Consider the following 13,897-nt stretch of genomic DNA (forward strand, 5'->3'; position numbering starts at 1 on the left):
CACGGGCTTGGCAATCGGGATATTCGGAAACGATGAGGGCAACCAGTAGTATTAACCTCGACTCTTTGAATCCCAAGGAAGTGGTTTCTAGGCTTGTCGATTTTTCGCACAAGGCCAAGACCATCCAAGAATATCTCTGCTTTCACGGAGAAACTCTCTTGTCTGTTCTTGCAGGGATAGGGTGCTTGTACTGGTTCATAGAAAAGGAAAAAGTAGAAATCGTTTTAGAGCGGGGAGAGCTTAAAGGGATTGCCGCATCGGTAGCGGAAAAAGAGAAATTCCTTCCCATCCTTTACCAGGTTTTAGAGAACAACTCCTACCGGGTTATGACCGGAGAATCGTTGGCTTCGGTTAATTCTGAAAACCTCCTCGAGCATCATTTTATTCCGATCAAACCGTTTGATTATCCTCCCTTTGTTGTTCTCCATTTCCTGTTTCCAGCTTGGGAAAAGGATTTAGCCCCGTTACGGAAAGAGCTTCTCTTTAAAGGAGCTGGATTGTTGGAAGAGTTTTTTAAAAAAATGGGGCCGAAGGAAGGTTCTACAAAGGCTTCTTTTGGCCTATCTTCTTATATCCAGCTCCTGGAAGCTCTTTCTGGAGAATATGACATAGGAAGGCTTGGCCATGTTGTGGCCAATTATAGCAGGGAAATAGCCGGCTGCGATAGAACAACTCTTTTTGTCGCCAAGGACTATAAAGGTTTGCCTGCCGACTCCTATCAATCCAATGCGAATTTTTACTGCCGGTTTCGTTTGCTTTCCTGTAGCGGGGTTAAAAAGCCCTCGGATAAGACCGAACAAGCAAAAATTTTAGGAGAAGTGGGCTTAACTTTGGCCTTTCTTGCCAATGAGCATCTTTTCCCGGAATCGAAAATAAGAAAGCGGTTAAAAATTACCTCCTCATCCCCAAGGAATGCAAAAGAAAGACCCACAAAAGAAGCCCATGAAGGGGAAAAGAACGGATCAATACCAAAAAAGGCTTCTTCTCAAAAAGAAGGGTTTTCTTTTTTTCCTCAAGCTCCCCGGACAGGCTGCCCCCTTGCGGATAGGAATGACAACAGGACTAGTGAAAACCACAAACCGAAAGCACGACAAGGAATCCGGATAGGATTCTCCAGAAGAGATCCGGCTCGAATCCTCTCATGGCCACAGCCGGTCAGGAAATATTTTGAATCTCTACCCATGAATTGGATCGCTTCGCTTCCCCTAGTAGATCGAGGAGGTAGGGTCTCGGGGTTTTTGCTCTTTGAGGGAAGAGAAGCTCCTGAGCCTTCGACTGAACTTCTTGATTCTTTAAGAAATTTGTCAGGGCCTGTGGGCCAGTCCCTTGGAATGGCTTTATCGATAGATAGAGAGTGGGTTTGGAATTTTATTTTCAAGTTCCTCATGAAGGGAGAACGGGGAGAGAAGAAGAAATTTTTTTTGAAGTCTCTAGGCGGAGTCCTGGGCTTAGTCCTTCTCCTTTTGATTCCTGTGCCTTTCAAAATCAAGGGGAAAGCTTTTATTAGGCCCACCCTTGAGATAACTGTCCCTGCACTTGTTTCCGCCAGGATAACGCAAGTATTTGTTCGCATCGGGGATGGGGTTAAAAAGGATGACCTTTTGCTCCAGATGGATCCTACTGAACTCGTACTCAAGTTAAAGGAGGCCGAACAGGATTATAAAAGGCATCTGGCCGAAGCGGACTTGGCGATGAATCTCCGTAAAGAAACCGAGATGCAGGTTGAAAAACTGAATGCACTCAAAGCTGCAACTACGGCTCAAAAACTGTATTGGGATTACAAACAAACGATCGTCCGGTCTCCCATTGATGGGATTATTATGGGGCCGGCTAACCTTCCCTTCATCCAGGGGAAAGTTCCCCAGGTAGGCGAAGTGCTCATCGAGATCGCCGATCCCAGAAGTTGGGAAGTGAAAGTGGTGCTTAGGGAGCAAGACCTTATCATGATTAGGAGATATTTCCAGATGAACAACCATCCAATCAAGGTTCAACTCCGCTTGGCCGCCGATCCGGCCGCTACTTACTCATTAAAGCTTAGTTCTGGAAATATGCTCATTCGAGGGTTAGAAGCGGAAGGAGAGAAATATGAATTTAGCATTGTCCTTCCATGGAACAGTTCGAGTATCGATCCTGAGTTGCTCAAAAAGGGACTTCGAGGACAAGCAGCAATTGAATTAGGAATGAAGCCTGCAGCCGAAGTCTTATTCAGGGACTTCATTAACTACATGAAAATCCAGCTCTTATAAGAATAGCTTTGTAAAGATCGCTAACACCGTGGGATTGCCGGATGATCCCAGATAAGACTATGATTTTGATGATTATTTTCCTCTTATTTTGGGGTAACGCCCTTTGGGGTTCAATGTCCGAGTCTACACTGCCGTTTGATTTATCCCTACAGAGAGATTTCCCGTTAGTTCCAGAGATTGAATCGAATCGGGTTGGTTCTTTGAGGGGTGTGCTCTTGCCCATAGAAGATGTTCGTTTGTGTTCGAAAGAACCGGGGATTCTTGAAGGATACACCGTGGAAGAAGGTCAGGTGGTTCACAAAGGAGACATTGTGGCCAGGCTTAATGCAGAGGAGGAGACAGCCGAAGTAGAAAAGGCCACCGCCTTGATCAAGGGGACAGAGGCAGAAATAGAACACGCACGAGCCGAATTCGAGAGGATTGAAGGGCTCTTTCGAGAGGGGATTTCGAGCAAAAAGCAGTACGAAGAAACAAAGTTCCAGTTGAGCAGCGCTCAGAGCAAGTACGATCAAGCCAAGGCTTCCTTGAGTGCAGCCAAAAGCAAGCTTGAATCGAGAGTTATTCGTTCACCTATTGATGGAATTTTTTTTAAGAAACTAAAAAATCCGGGAGAATCAATAGAGCGGTTCGAGGCCATCGGCAGGGTCGTCAATACTAAGGAACTACAAATGGTAGTTTTTTGTGATGCCAAGTATTTTGGGAAAGTCAAGGTTGCCGACCAATTGCAGGTTGAAATCATAGATGGCCCTTCTTCGGGCAGGCAAACCCTGGCTACTGTTGTGCACGTAGATTCCATCCTTGATCCGATCAGCGGTACGTTCAGGGTCAAGCTCCTCATCCAACCTACCGATTTTATCGTTGCGGGCATGTCCGCCCTTCTTTTGCTTCCCGAAGAAGGAACGGCAAAGAGAAATGAACTTTCAAAAAGCCCTTGATTTTTGCCTATGGATTTATGAAGAGAAAAATATTTTCGGTTTTCTATACGGTATCGCTCATCCTCGTATGTCTTGGAAAAATACCCTTGTTTTTCTCTTCTTTATTTTCCATGGAATCCCCCCAGATGTTTCCCGAGAGTAATCCTTCCCTGGGTCCAGCTCTTTCCGCCCCTCAACTCCTCTCCTCTATCCGTTCCCCTAAGCGTCTTTCCCTTCCGCAGACGGACTCAACCTTGGAACAATGGGACTTAGAAAAAGCCGTTCAAAGAGCCCTTGATGCCAATCCGGATGTGACAGCCGCCCGCAAGGCTATTGAAGAGCAGCAAGGAGTCAAAATGGAATTCAAGGCTAAACTCTACCCTAGGGGAGGGCTTGTATACAATTTTCAAAGGGAACAAAGCTCCCTTCTCATGTTCCTCCCTACGGTTCCCGTCTATCCCCTTACTCGAACGAGTTGGTTTGGAGCAATCCAAGTAAGGCAAACCCTTTTAAATCTATCTGCAGTTAAGGAAGCAAGGCAACAAAAGGAACTCCTTGAAAGGGCGATCTGGTCGTCCATGGATGTGGCTTTAAAAACAGTAGCTAAAACCAAGCAGGCTTTTTATCTCACCCTTTACCGGAGCGAGGTTGTTAGAATCCGGGAGGAGTTGCTTGAAGTTTCCAGGCTTATCATGCAGTCTAGTCGGAGGCTGGCTGAATCCGGAGAAATACCCAACTACCAGGCTTTGACCGCAGAATCCGAATATAGAACGGCTCAAGCGGATCTTTTTCAAGCACGATCCCAGATGATCCAAGCGCAAGAACAGCTAAGGATGCTTTTGAATCTGCCGAGTACAAGCGAAAAGGAGCCGTTGCCTCTAAAAGGAGAACTCGAGTTGCTTTCCTTCGACGTTCCCTTTGAGGAGGCCTTGAAAATCGCCTTGGAAAAACGGACGGATTTGAATGCAGCTAGATATGCACTCAGGGCAGCCGATGCTTCCGTTGCCGCTGCAAAAGCAAGTTATTATCCCAACGTTGACCTTCTATTGCAGTATGAAACGATTAACGATATTTATGTTCTTTATCCAAAATTCGGGTGGACTGCCGGTGCGCAAGGTCAATGGGGTCTTTTTAACATCATGGAAAACGAGGGTAAAATTAGGCAGAAGCAAGCCCAGAAAAATATAGCTGAAATAAGGTTACAGCAGCTTCAAATGGATATTCCGGCACAACTTAGGCAGTATTATGCTCAATTCAAAAAGGCGAAAGAGGCCGTAGCCTCTCAAGAATTGTCCGTAAAGGCGGCGGAGCAAGGATTGAATCAAGCCGTGAATCTTTTTAAAAGCGGAGAGACGGGATGGGTGCAGGCGGTAACAGCAAGGCAGGCCTTGCTTAAAGCCAGGTTAGGTTTTCTTGAAGCTTTGTACAATTACAATACGGCTCTTGCGGATTTAGAATACGCGGTTGGGGGACAGTTTCCTCCGGGTTATCATGCACCTCCTTCCCCTTGAAAGGAACTTTAAAGCTCCATCTTGGTGTTGAGGATTCAACCCAAAATGAAGATGGAATTGAGATTGATCCAATGAGGGAGCGAACAGAGCAAGAACTTTTGGCTTTGGTCCTGGTTTCTACAAGGAAAGATCTAGTGGGGAAGTTGCAACTCTTTGCCGGCAAAGAATTCTACGTGGTTAAAGATCCCCTTTCTCTCAATTATTTCCGCTTTCCTCCTGAAGAGTATGATTTGGCACAGCTGATCGATGGGAAAAGAAGGATAGGGGAAATTCTTTTGCTTTTCCATAGAAAGTATCCTCATCTCCAGATTACTGCTGAAGAAGTGATTTCCTTTCATAAGGACTTGATACAAAAGGGGTTGGTAATTCTCCCCGCTCGATCCTTTGTCAGTGAAGTAACCAAGAAAAGGCCCTTTTCTCTTTTCGGTTTATGGGCTCAACTTATTCATAACTTGATCTTTTTTAAAATTCCCCTCCTCGATCCCAACGATAAAATCGAAAAAGTGGTGCAATTGTTTTCTTTTGTTTGGTCGAAAACGGGAATAACCCTAACCGTTGCTTTTTGGATGATCACCGTTTTCTTCCTCTTTATAAACGAGGAGGCTTTTAAGACTAACGAGGTCAATTTTTTTTCTCCTCAAAACTTCTTTCTTTTATATCTAGCCACCGGCCTTGTTAAAACCTTTCATGAGTTTGGCCATGCCCTGAGTTGTAAAAGGTTCGGTGGAGAAGTTCATGAAATGGGTATCGGTTTTCTTTGTTTTGTCCCCGTAGGTTACGTCGATGCCTCCGATACGTGGATGATTGAAGATAAAAGAAAAAGATTATTTGTTGCCGCTGCCGGGATATACATGGAATTAACGATCGCTGCCTTGGCTTCCTATTTTTGGGTGTTTTCTCCCCTAGGCCTAGCCAAGAATCTCGCTTTCAATGTGATGGTGACCGCCAGCGTCACCACCCTGTTGTTTAATTTAAATCCCTTGATGCGCTTTGACGGCTATTATGCTCTTTGTGATCTCTTGGAAATACCCAACTTGCGCGAAAAAGCCATTGCTTTTTGTTCGGCAAAAGTCCAGAGACTGCTTTTTGGCTATCGCAATCTCATGCAAGAAGAACTTTTCCAGGATGAAAGCAAGGGAAAGGTTTTTATTCTTTATGCCATCGCGGCCTATTTGTACATGGTTTACCTGATTTATGCGGTAGGAGGTGTGCTGTTTGCCAGGGTTCTCAAGCCTTATGGGTTAGAAAATGTTGGATTTTTATTTGGAATTTTTTTTGAAGCTTCTTTTGCCCTTCTGCTTGTGAGCCGGGTGCTTTACGATGCCTTCTCTACGCACAATAAAGCTTATATCGTGAAAATAGAAAATGTTTGGATTCGGCTTTCCAAGGTTACCGCTTTTCTTTGCCTTTTGCTTTCCTTTCTCTTTTTTGTCCCGGTACGGGAAAAGATCAGTGTTCAAGCTGTGGCCAGGGCAGAAAAAGGACAAAGTTTATCCAGTCCTTCGGGAGGGGTTGTTGAAGAAGTCTATGTCCGGAACGGTCAATGGGTGAAAGCCGGAGAGCCCTTGTTAAAACTCAAAAATCCGGAGATAGAAACAGAAGAAAGATGGGAAAGACTAGAATTAGCTTCCCTGATGCTCGATCTTTCCCCTCAACATGGAAGTAGGGAAGTCAAAGAGAAAGAAAAGGGAGCCATCGCCTCCCTTTCACTCAATAGAACGATTTCTAGGTTGCGGTGGGTAGAAAAACTCAAGGAAGGCTTGCTCATTCGGGCAAATGCAGAAGGGATGGTTACGACTCCCGATCCTCAAGCGTTGGTCGGCAAGTATTGTAAAGCTCATGAAGTGATATTAAATATAGCGGAGACAAAAACCCTGTATCTGTGGATACCTCTTGATGAGTCCCAGACTAAAGTCGTTGCGGTGGGCAACAAGATAAAAGCGGCATGGTTGGCAACGGCCGAGTATTTTTATACGACGATTGATAAAATCACTAAAGGAGATTGCCATACTGAAGATCTTCTGCCCGCCCTGTTCGTCCGTAACGGGGGGCCTGTACCCAGCGTGGATTTTGGAAATCCAAGCGCCGTTTTAAAAAAATTTCCCGTATTTTTTGCCCTTGCCCCTGTCCCTCCCTTGAAAGGTGAATTGTTTATTGAGGGCATGCGGGCAAAAGTCCGCATTTATGGCAAGAAAACGACGATCGGAAAGCGGCTATGGAACAAGCTCTGTCTTTTTTTCCTTAAAAAGCAAGAAGGCTAATCCTTTTCTTCTGATCCGACGGTTCCCGGAAAATTGGGTAAAACGGGTGAAATTTCACCCACTTTTTAATTTTTTTTGAGCAATTCTTTCCTATGCTTTTTTCTTTTCTCCCTGCTATTCGGCCAGTAGCGGGAATCGGCATTGTTGGCATAGTATTTGCTCAAAGCTTCTCCGCCATGACTGTTTTGGTCCGAATTACTCTATTGACCATAGGGATTATTTCGCTTATGACCCCCTCTCTATTCCCGGGACAATCTATGGATGGTCAAACGGGTTCACCAACCGACAATCCAAGTTCATTCAACCGCAAAGATCGGTCAACCAACAAAGAGGATAAGACCGGGACCGCCAAGCAAGAGAAACCTTTGGCCGAGAAAAATGACCGTTCAATAGCCTTGGAAGGGAGCCAAAGTGGAGGAGAAACCTTAAAGGCCGATCCCATCCAACCCGGTGCCGGTTATACCCAAAGGACACTAGAAGAAACCGTCAGTCAACTGCCCGAGGTTCAGGTTGTTGCCGTTACCCCTTTACCGGGAATGGGCCAACCCATGGAAAACCTGCCGGGCAACTATCAGTTAGCCAAAGGAGAGAGTTGGTTAAGACAGGAGGAATTCAGCTTGCCGCAGTTCATGGAAAGGAACATGGCCAGTGTTAACGAAGTCAATCTTAACGGCAATCCCTTTCTTCCCAATATCAATTACAGGGGGTTTGCGGCTTCGCCCATTCCCGGGACTCCTGTCGGCATTTCGGTCTTCTACGATGGGGTGCGTATCAACGAACCTTTTACAAACAATGTTTTGTGGGATTATGTTCCCCAACTGGCTGTTTCGACCATGGAAGTCGTTCCCGGCTCAAACCCGATTTATGGACAAAACACGTTGGGAGGGGCGCTGGTCATCCAAACCAAGGATGGGAGGCATAACCCCGGATCCATGATCCAGGACTATGCCGGTGCTTGGGGGACTAATGATCTCGAGTTTCAACACGGGGGATACAAGGGGAACTGGGACTGGTTTTTGGCGGGGAACTGGTTTAGCCAACAGGGATGGAGGCAAGAGAGTTCAAGCTATGTCAAGCAACTCTTTGGGAAAATCGGATACCATAACGAGACTACGGGGACCGACGTCCACCTTGAATATACAGGAGCGGATAACGAGCTCAATATCCTTGGTCCTACACCGCTAGATATGTTAGGTGGGCCGTTTGGCAACTCGATGATTTACACCGGCCCTAACCCCCAGCAGGATAATCTTAATTTTGTCAATCTCTATGGTACTCAAGCCCTGGGAGAGGAGTGGACCCTGGGAGGCAATGTTTATTTTAGGGAATCGGATTTTTCCTTTAACAACGGCAATATCGCTAACGATGTCGTCCAGTTTTTAGGGTTTAATTATCCTTTGAATGCCCAGGCTATAGTGGGCTACAACCCGGATGGCACCCCTCAATTCGGACCTGCAGGGGAGTGGGATTTCGGCAACATCAACCAAACCGGAGCAGGGGCTAGGGTACAGGGACAATGGGATAAAAAGTTCTCCACGATGGAAAATTACCTTGTTTTGGGTGCCAGTTACGATTGGTCTCAAAGCATCTTTAATTCGGGTTTTTACCCGGCAGCAATGGGAGCTAATTATAATAATATCCTCATCCCTGGTTTTCCTTTCCAACAGCAGTTTGTCGTTCCCGGGTTTTCGCAGTTTGTGGGCTTATACCTGACGGATACTTTCTCCCCTACTCCTTGGTTTCATCTTACCGGAGCTTTAAGAGACAACTATGCCCAGATGATTATTGGAGGATTTGGCGTAGATAATAATGGGCAGACTGTCTCATTAAGCGCAGCGGAGAGATTTCAACAACTCACCCCTGCTGCGGGTTTTACTTTCCAACCCCTTGCGGCACTAGGGCTGAAGGAGCCAGCAATTGAAGATTTGACCTTTTATTTCAATTACAGCGAAAGCTTTAGGGCTCCGATGCCCGGAGAAATCGTTGGAGCCAACCCGGCCATTCCCGTGATTTTACCTATCGCCCAACTGGGGGATCCTTCCTTGGCTCCTGTTCTAGCCCAAACCTTTGAAAGTGGTTTTCGAGGGACAATACAACCCGGGGCAATTTCATGGGCCCTTTCTTTTTATCGAACGGACATTTCTAACAACATCGTTTTTCAGAATACGGGGCATTCCAGTGCCGGGTTTTTTCAAAATGTAGCCGCTCAACAAAACCAAGGGGTGGAAGTGACAATCCAAGGAAACTATAAAAAACTGGGTTGGTTTGCCAACTGGTCTTTCCTGGAAGCGACATTCCAATCTTTCCTTTTTCTGGAAAACGCGATCAGCACCTCTGTTCCCGTTTCTCCTGGGGACCGGCTGCCTAACTTGCCCGAGCAGATGTTTAAAGCGGGGCTCAACTATCAAATTTTTCCCTGGTGGTTGGTTTCTCTTGACTTCCAGTATTATTCAAGCCGCTTTCTTTATGGTGACTGGGCCAACATGTATCCTATGATGAGGGGTTTTAGCGTTCTTAACATCCAGAGTTATGTAACGCTAAACAAGTACTTGCAACTTTTTGTCTTTGCTACCAACGTGTTCAACGAGTTTTATGCGGGCGCAGGCTTGATCAGCCAGAACGTTTTTACGGGAGCCCCTAATGGGGGTACTATCGTCCCCTTTATCACTCCTGGTTCTCCCTTTGGAATATGGGGTGGGGCAAGGTTTACTTTTTGACCATTTCAGCGCTGCTCTTCAAGGCTGCCCATTGCCAAAAAACCGGCTCTAAAATATATTTTAGCCGAAAGGTTTTATGGCTCTTTAGATATTCAACTAATTAAAGAGTTGTTATTAATGTGGAAGATACCATCGTTGCCCCGGCTACTCCTCCTGCACTTTCGGCTATAGCCCTTATCCGGATGAGTGGGCCAAAAAGCTTGGAGATCATAAGTTCATTGCTCAGAAAAAGCTTCAAGGGTGATCCTCAAAGACTCTATTACCGGAAGCTCTATTTTGGAGAAGAACTTTTGGACGACGTCGTGTTGTCTTATTGGAAATCTCCCCGGTCCTACACGGGAGAGGACATGATAGAGATCTCTTGCCATGGTAACCCCTACATCGTGGAGAGGATACTCGAAGCCTGTCTTAAGAAGGGGGCTAGGTTGGCTTCCCCCGGGGAATTTACAAAGCGGGCTTTTCTTAACGGGAAAATGGATTTAACGCAAGCCGAAGCGATCATCGACTTGATCCATGCAGGAGGGATGCTGGCTTTAAAATCCGCCCAAGCTTTGCAGTCGGGGGGATTGTCCAAGGAACTTCTCCGCATTCGGGCCGAACTTATAGATATTTTGGCCGAAGTCGAGGCTTACATCGATTTTCCCGAAGAAGATATCCAGCCGGAAGTAGGAGACCAGTTGATTGGCCGGCTTTTGGCCATGGAAAACAAACTTTCAACACTGCTTTCTTCAGCCCCTTTAAGCCGGGTCCTGCGGGAGGGTTTAACCATAGTCTTGGCGGGTTCTCCTAATGTCGGCAAGTCGAGTTTGTTCAATGCCCTACTTAAGGAAAATAGGGCCATTGTTTCTCCGCATCCGGGAACGACAAGGGATACCATCGAGGCTGAATGTCGCATTAGCTCTTTTCTGGTCAAAATTGTTGATACCGCCGGGCAAAGAGTGGCCGATGACCAGATTGAAGCTGAAGGAATAAGAAGGGCCCAGGAAGCGGTTAAAAGAGGGGATCTCATCTTGCACCTGGTTTCGGCTCCAGACGATCCCTCCACTGATCCCTATGTTCTTCCTCAACTACAGGCACAACAAAAGGTCATTGCCATAGCTTCAAAAGCCGACCTGGGGATCCATCCGGCGAATAAAGACAAGCATGCGCTATCGATCGTAACGGGCATGGGGCTGGAAGAACTGGAAGAAAAAATTAAAAAGCTTTTAGAAAGCTTTTTCCCCATGGATTTTTCTTATGGGGTAAATCCCCGCCAGCAGGCAGCCCTTGCCAAGATGGCAGAAGCTCTCAATAAAGCGATCTTAGGAATAAAAAATAGCCTGCCTCCTGAGCTGATCAGCAGTGAATTGCACGAATGCCTGGAAAGAGTAGGAGAAATTGTCGGGCTTGTCAGTTCTGAAGACATTTTAGATAAAATATTCCAGAAATTCTGCATAGGCAAATGATCCAATGATCTACAAAAGCTTTTTAAGGCCGATCCTTTTTTCTCTTGAGCCCGAGTATGCCCACAACCTTTGCCTGGGTCTTCTTAGCCACCCTTTTTATCCTTTCTTTCATAAGCTGTTAGCTTCTTTTCAAAAGGATCTTCCCCTGCTGCCCAAGGAACTTTGGGGAATGCAGTTTCCCAATCCGGTTGGCCTTGCTGCCGGATTTGACAAAAATGGAGTGGGGTTGCGGGCTTGGGAATCTTTCGGTTTTGGTTTTGTCGAAATAGGAACCGTGACTCCCTTGCCTCAAGAAGGCAATCCCGCTCCCCGCCTTTGTAGATTGCCCAAGGAAGGAGCCCTTTGGAATAGCTTGGGGTTTCCCAGCCAAGGAGCACAAAGGGTAGCCGAGAGATTGAAAAAGGTTTTTCTATCGGGCAGGCCCAAAATCCCTGTAGGAATCAATATAGGAAAAAACAGGCACACTCCTTTGGAAGAGACGATAGAGGACTATAAAAAATGTTTTTCTTATTTCAAAGATCTTGGAGATTTTTTTGTCGTCAACGTGAGCTCTCCGAATACCCCGGGGTTAAAATCCCTTCAACAAAAGCGGTTCTTGGAGCTCCTTTTTGACCGTTTGAACCCGCTCAACAGTTCTCCCCGCAAACCCCTGCTTGTCAAGATTGCACCGGATATAGAACTTAAAAACCTTGCTGGAATCTTGGAAGTTCTTCTCCGTAATGAATCGGTGGGGATTGTCATAGCCAACACCCTCCCTGCCAAGGGACCCGGTGGCAAAGAAGGAGGCTTAAGTGGAAAGCCTCTAAGGGAACTTTCTTTAGGGCTGATCCGCTTTGTAAAAAAAGAAACGGCCGGCCGACTCCCCATCATCGGCGTAGGGGGCATTTTCTCTTCAAAAGATGCCTTCGAAAAAATGGAGGCCGGTGCCGACCTCATCGAAATTTTTACCGGTTTTGTGTACAATGGCCCTTCTTTTCCCGCCAACCTGTGCAGGGAACTCGAAAGGTTAAGAAAAACTCCTCAATGTTCGGCTATTTTTTTACAAGATTAGGCTTTCTTTCACCTTGAGGAGACGGAAGGGAATTTCTTCGTCTTGGAATTTCTTTTTTGCTTCTTCATGATCGATCTTAATGGCCTCGAAGGTATCAAAGTGAACGCCCATGACCTGCTTGCAGTTAAGAAGGTGGGCCGCCCGAATGGCTTCGTCTACCCCCATTGTAAAGGTTCCCCCGATAGGAAGAAGGGCGATGTCGATTTGAAAACATTCTCCAAAAAGTTTCATATCGCTCATCAGTGCCGTATCCCCGGCATAATAAAGGATTCCTTCCGGCCCTTCCACGATGAATCCACCGGCGGTTCCCCCGTAAGAACCGTCAGGAAGGCTGCTTGAATGAGCCGCTTGAACATAGTGGATTTTACCGAAATCAAAAGAGCGGTTCCCCCCAAGGTTCATGGGAAGAACTTGACTTAGCCCCTGCTTTTCAAGCCATAGTGTAATTTCGAAGTTGGATAGAATGGGTGCTTGCGTTCTTTTTGCAATTGGGGAAGCATCCGCAATGTGGTCGAAATGACCATGGGAAATGAGGATATACTGCGGATTAAGGGTATCGAGAAGGGTAGGATCGGACAAGGGGTTTTGGGAAATAAAAGGATCGAAAAGAAGGAAAGAACTTCCTATTTCTAATCCAAAACAGGAGTGACCGTAATAGTGGATTTTCATAACTTCATTATAATAAAAATATTAAACCGGGTTTGATGAAAGATTAAAGGGCAAGAAATTTTTTTTTAAAACAGCCGTTGTGCTTAAGGAAGCCTTGCAAAATCCTGCAAGAGTTGCTTGAAAACCATGCCTTGGCGGTTAGCAACGATCAGCCGCTCAAGAGTTTCATTCCTCTTCGAATCTAAAGAAGGTTGTTGGTGAAAAATAAAGGCCAAAATCCGCATTTAAGACTTCTATGAGTTCATAGGCGTCTTTGATCTCTCTGAGTTGAGAGGAATGAGGGCTTAAAAGGGAGAACTTTTTGTTCCGTAAAATTTTTCTTTCCCCGGGGGATAAAGATTGCACGATTAAGCTTCTTGTAAAGGGGGAATCGGGATGAGTAGAAACGTAATAGTTGGCCATTTTGTAATCGACGTATTCTTGAGGTTCAAGAGAAAAAGAGTAAAGAGAATTCCATTCTCTATTTTCCCAAAGTTGGATCACCCACAGGGAATTGAACCGCTTAACCCTGTATTTCCAGCCAAAATGCTCCGTTTCATGGCTATCTTCCAAAAGAAGGGGAAATAAAAGTCCATGGCCGCCAAAGCCGACATCTGCAATCCACATGGCCCCATCACATTGGACCAAAAGGCTCATATGGGTTTTGGGAAGGAGTTTTGTCGTTTTATAATGGACTCGGGCTGCCAGCTTGATGAACGAAAAACCGAGCTGGCTCAGGACATGGGCAAACAAGGTATTTTGCTCAAAGCAGTATCCTCCCCGCAGGTCCCTGACGAGCTTTTTTTCTATGTCTTGAATCTCCAGAGAAATAGTCTTGCCAAGAAGAACATCAAGATTCTCAAAAGGGATAGACTTGGCATGGGCAAAATGAATTTGGAAAAGATTTTCTAAACAAGGGGATCTTTCCCCCTTGTAACCGATCCGTTTGAAATAGCGCTCAATATCTATTTTATAAGCACAAAGCTCTTCTTCCATGACCTTGGTTTTAAGCAAGTTACGGTTTTCTCTCCTTCTGGACAATCATTTTTGAGCTGACAAATTGAGCTAAAAAATATCCGGAATGAGACAAGTCATCCAACCGTT

At 45.8% G+C, this 13,897-nt stretch carries 9 protein-coding genes; 7 read left to right on the top strand and 2 right to left on the bottom strand.

What is annotated here, in order from left to right:
• Positions 1–32 precede the first annotated feature (32 nt).
• The 7 genes from MINF_RS00555 (at position 33) to MINF_RS00585 (ending at position 12,145) form a co-directional block, all read left to right on the top strand.
• Entirely contained in the window at positions 33–2,246 is a 2,214-nt protein-coding gene (locus tag MINF_RS00555; RefSeq protein WP_012462464.1) for an efflux RND transporter periplasmic adaptor subunit, read from the top strand.
• Positions 2,247–2,305: 59 nt separating this feature from the next.
• A complete protein-coding gene (locus tag MINF_RS00560) occupies positions 2,306–3,181 on the top strand; it encodes an efflux RND transporter periplasmic adaptor subunit (protein ID WP_052292023.1) in 876 nt (291 codons plus the stop codon).
• 17 nt (positions 3,182–3,198) lie between these two features.
• Positions 3,199–4,671 (top strand): TolC family protein, encoded by a 1,473-nt coding sequence (locus tag MINF_RS00565; RefSeq protein ID WP_238523500.1) that lies wholly within the window; start codon positions 3,199–3,201, stop codon positions 4,669–4,671.
• A gap of 71 nt (positions 4,672–4,742) precedes the next feature.
• Positions 4,743–6,932, top strand: a complete 2,190-nt coding sequence (locus MINF_RS00570; RefSeq protein ID WP_148205068.1) for an efflux RND transporter periplasmic adaptor subunit — start codon at positions 4,743–4,745, stop codon at positions 6,930–6,932.
• 176 nt (positions 6,933–7,108) lie between these two features.
• Positions 7,109–9,649 carry a TonB-dependent receptor gene (locus MINF_RS00575; RefSeq protein WP_238523501.1) on the top strand — a complete coding sequence of 847 codons (2,541 nt, stop codon included), beginning with the start codon at positions 7,109–7,111 and terminating at the stop codon, positions 9,647–9,649.
• A gap of 119 nt (positions 9,650–9,768) precedes the next feature.
• Positions 9,769–11,094 (top strand): tRNA uridine-5-carboxymethylaminomethyl(34) synthesis GTPase MnmE, encoded by a 1,326-nt coding sequence (gene mnmE, locus MINF_RS00580; protein ID WP_012462469.1) that lies wholly within the window; start codon positions 9,769–9,771, stop codon positions 11,092–11,094.
• Between the two features lie 4 nt (positions 11,095–11,098).
• Positions 11,099–12,145, top strand: coding sequence for a quinone-dependent dihydroorotate dehydrogenase (locus MINF_RS00585; RefSeq protein WP_012462470.1), 1,047 nt, complete (start codon positions 11,099–11,101; stop codon positions 12,143–12,145).
• On the opposite strand, the gene MINF_RS00590 is transcribed toward MINF_RS00585, so the two are convergent.
• Both MINF_RS00590 and MINF_RS00595 read right to left on the bottom strand, forming a co-directional pair.
• Complete coding sequence (locus MINF_RS00590; RefSeq protein ID WP_012462471.1) at positions 12,134–12,814, bottom strand: metal-dependent hydrolase; 681 nt, start codon at positions 12,812–12,814, stop codon at positions 12,134–12,136. The genes MINF_RS00585 and MINF_RS00590 overlap by 12 nt on opposite strands.
• A gap of 165 nt (positions 12,815–12,979) precedes the next feature.
• A complete protein-coding gene (locus tag MINF_RS00595) occupies positions 12,980–13,789 on the bottom strand; it encodes an arylamine N-acetyltransferase family protein (protein WP_048810406.1) in 810 nt (269 codons plus the stop codon).
• Between the last annotated feature and the right edge of the window lie 108 nt (positions 13,790–13,897).

It is taken from the genome of Methylacidiphilum infernorum V4, assembly GCF_000019665.1.
GTDB lineage: Bacteria > Verrucomicrobiota > Verrucomicrobiia > Methylacidiphilales > Methylacidiphilaceae > Methylacidiphilum > Methylacidiphilum infernorum.

Excerpts from the sequence above, each read along its gene's own strand:
- MINF_RS00555 (WP_012462464.1), top strand. The coding sequence starts at position 33 with ATGAGGGCAACCAGTAGTATTAACCTCGACTCTTTGAATCCCAAGGAA.
- MINF_RS00560 (WP_052292023.1), top strand. The coding sequence starts at position 2,306 with ATGATTTTGATGATTATTTTCCTCTTATTTTGGGGTAACGCCCTTTGG.
- MINF_RS00565 (WP_238523500.1), top strand. The coding sequence starts at position 3,199 with ATGAAGAGAAAAATATTTTCGGTTTTCTATACGGTATCGCTCATCCTC.
- MINF_RS00570 (WP_148205068.1), top strand. The coding sequence starts at position 4,743 with ATGAGGGAGCGAACAGAGCAAGAACTTTTGGCTTTGGTCCTGGTTTCT.
- MINF_RS00575 (WP_238523501.1), top strand. The coding sequence starts at position 7,109 with ATGACTGTTTTGGTCCGAATTACTCTATTGACCATAGGGATTATTTCG.
- MINF_RS00585 (WP_012462470.1), top strand. The coding sequence starts at position 11,099 with ATGATCTACAAAAGCTTTTTAAGGCCGATCCTTTTTTCTCTTGAGCCC.
- MINF_RS00590 (WP_012462471.1), bottom strand. The coding sequence starts at position 12,814 with ATGAAAATCCACTATTACGGTCACTCCTGTTTTGGATTAGAAATAGGA.
- MINF_RS00595 (WP_048810406.1), bottom strand. The coding sequence starts at position 13,789 with ATGGAAGAAGAGCTTTGTGCTTATAAAATAGATATTGAGCGCTATTTC.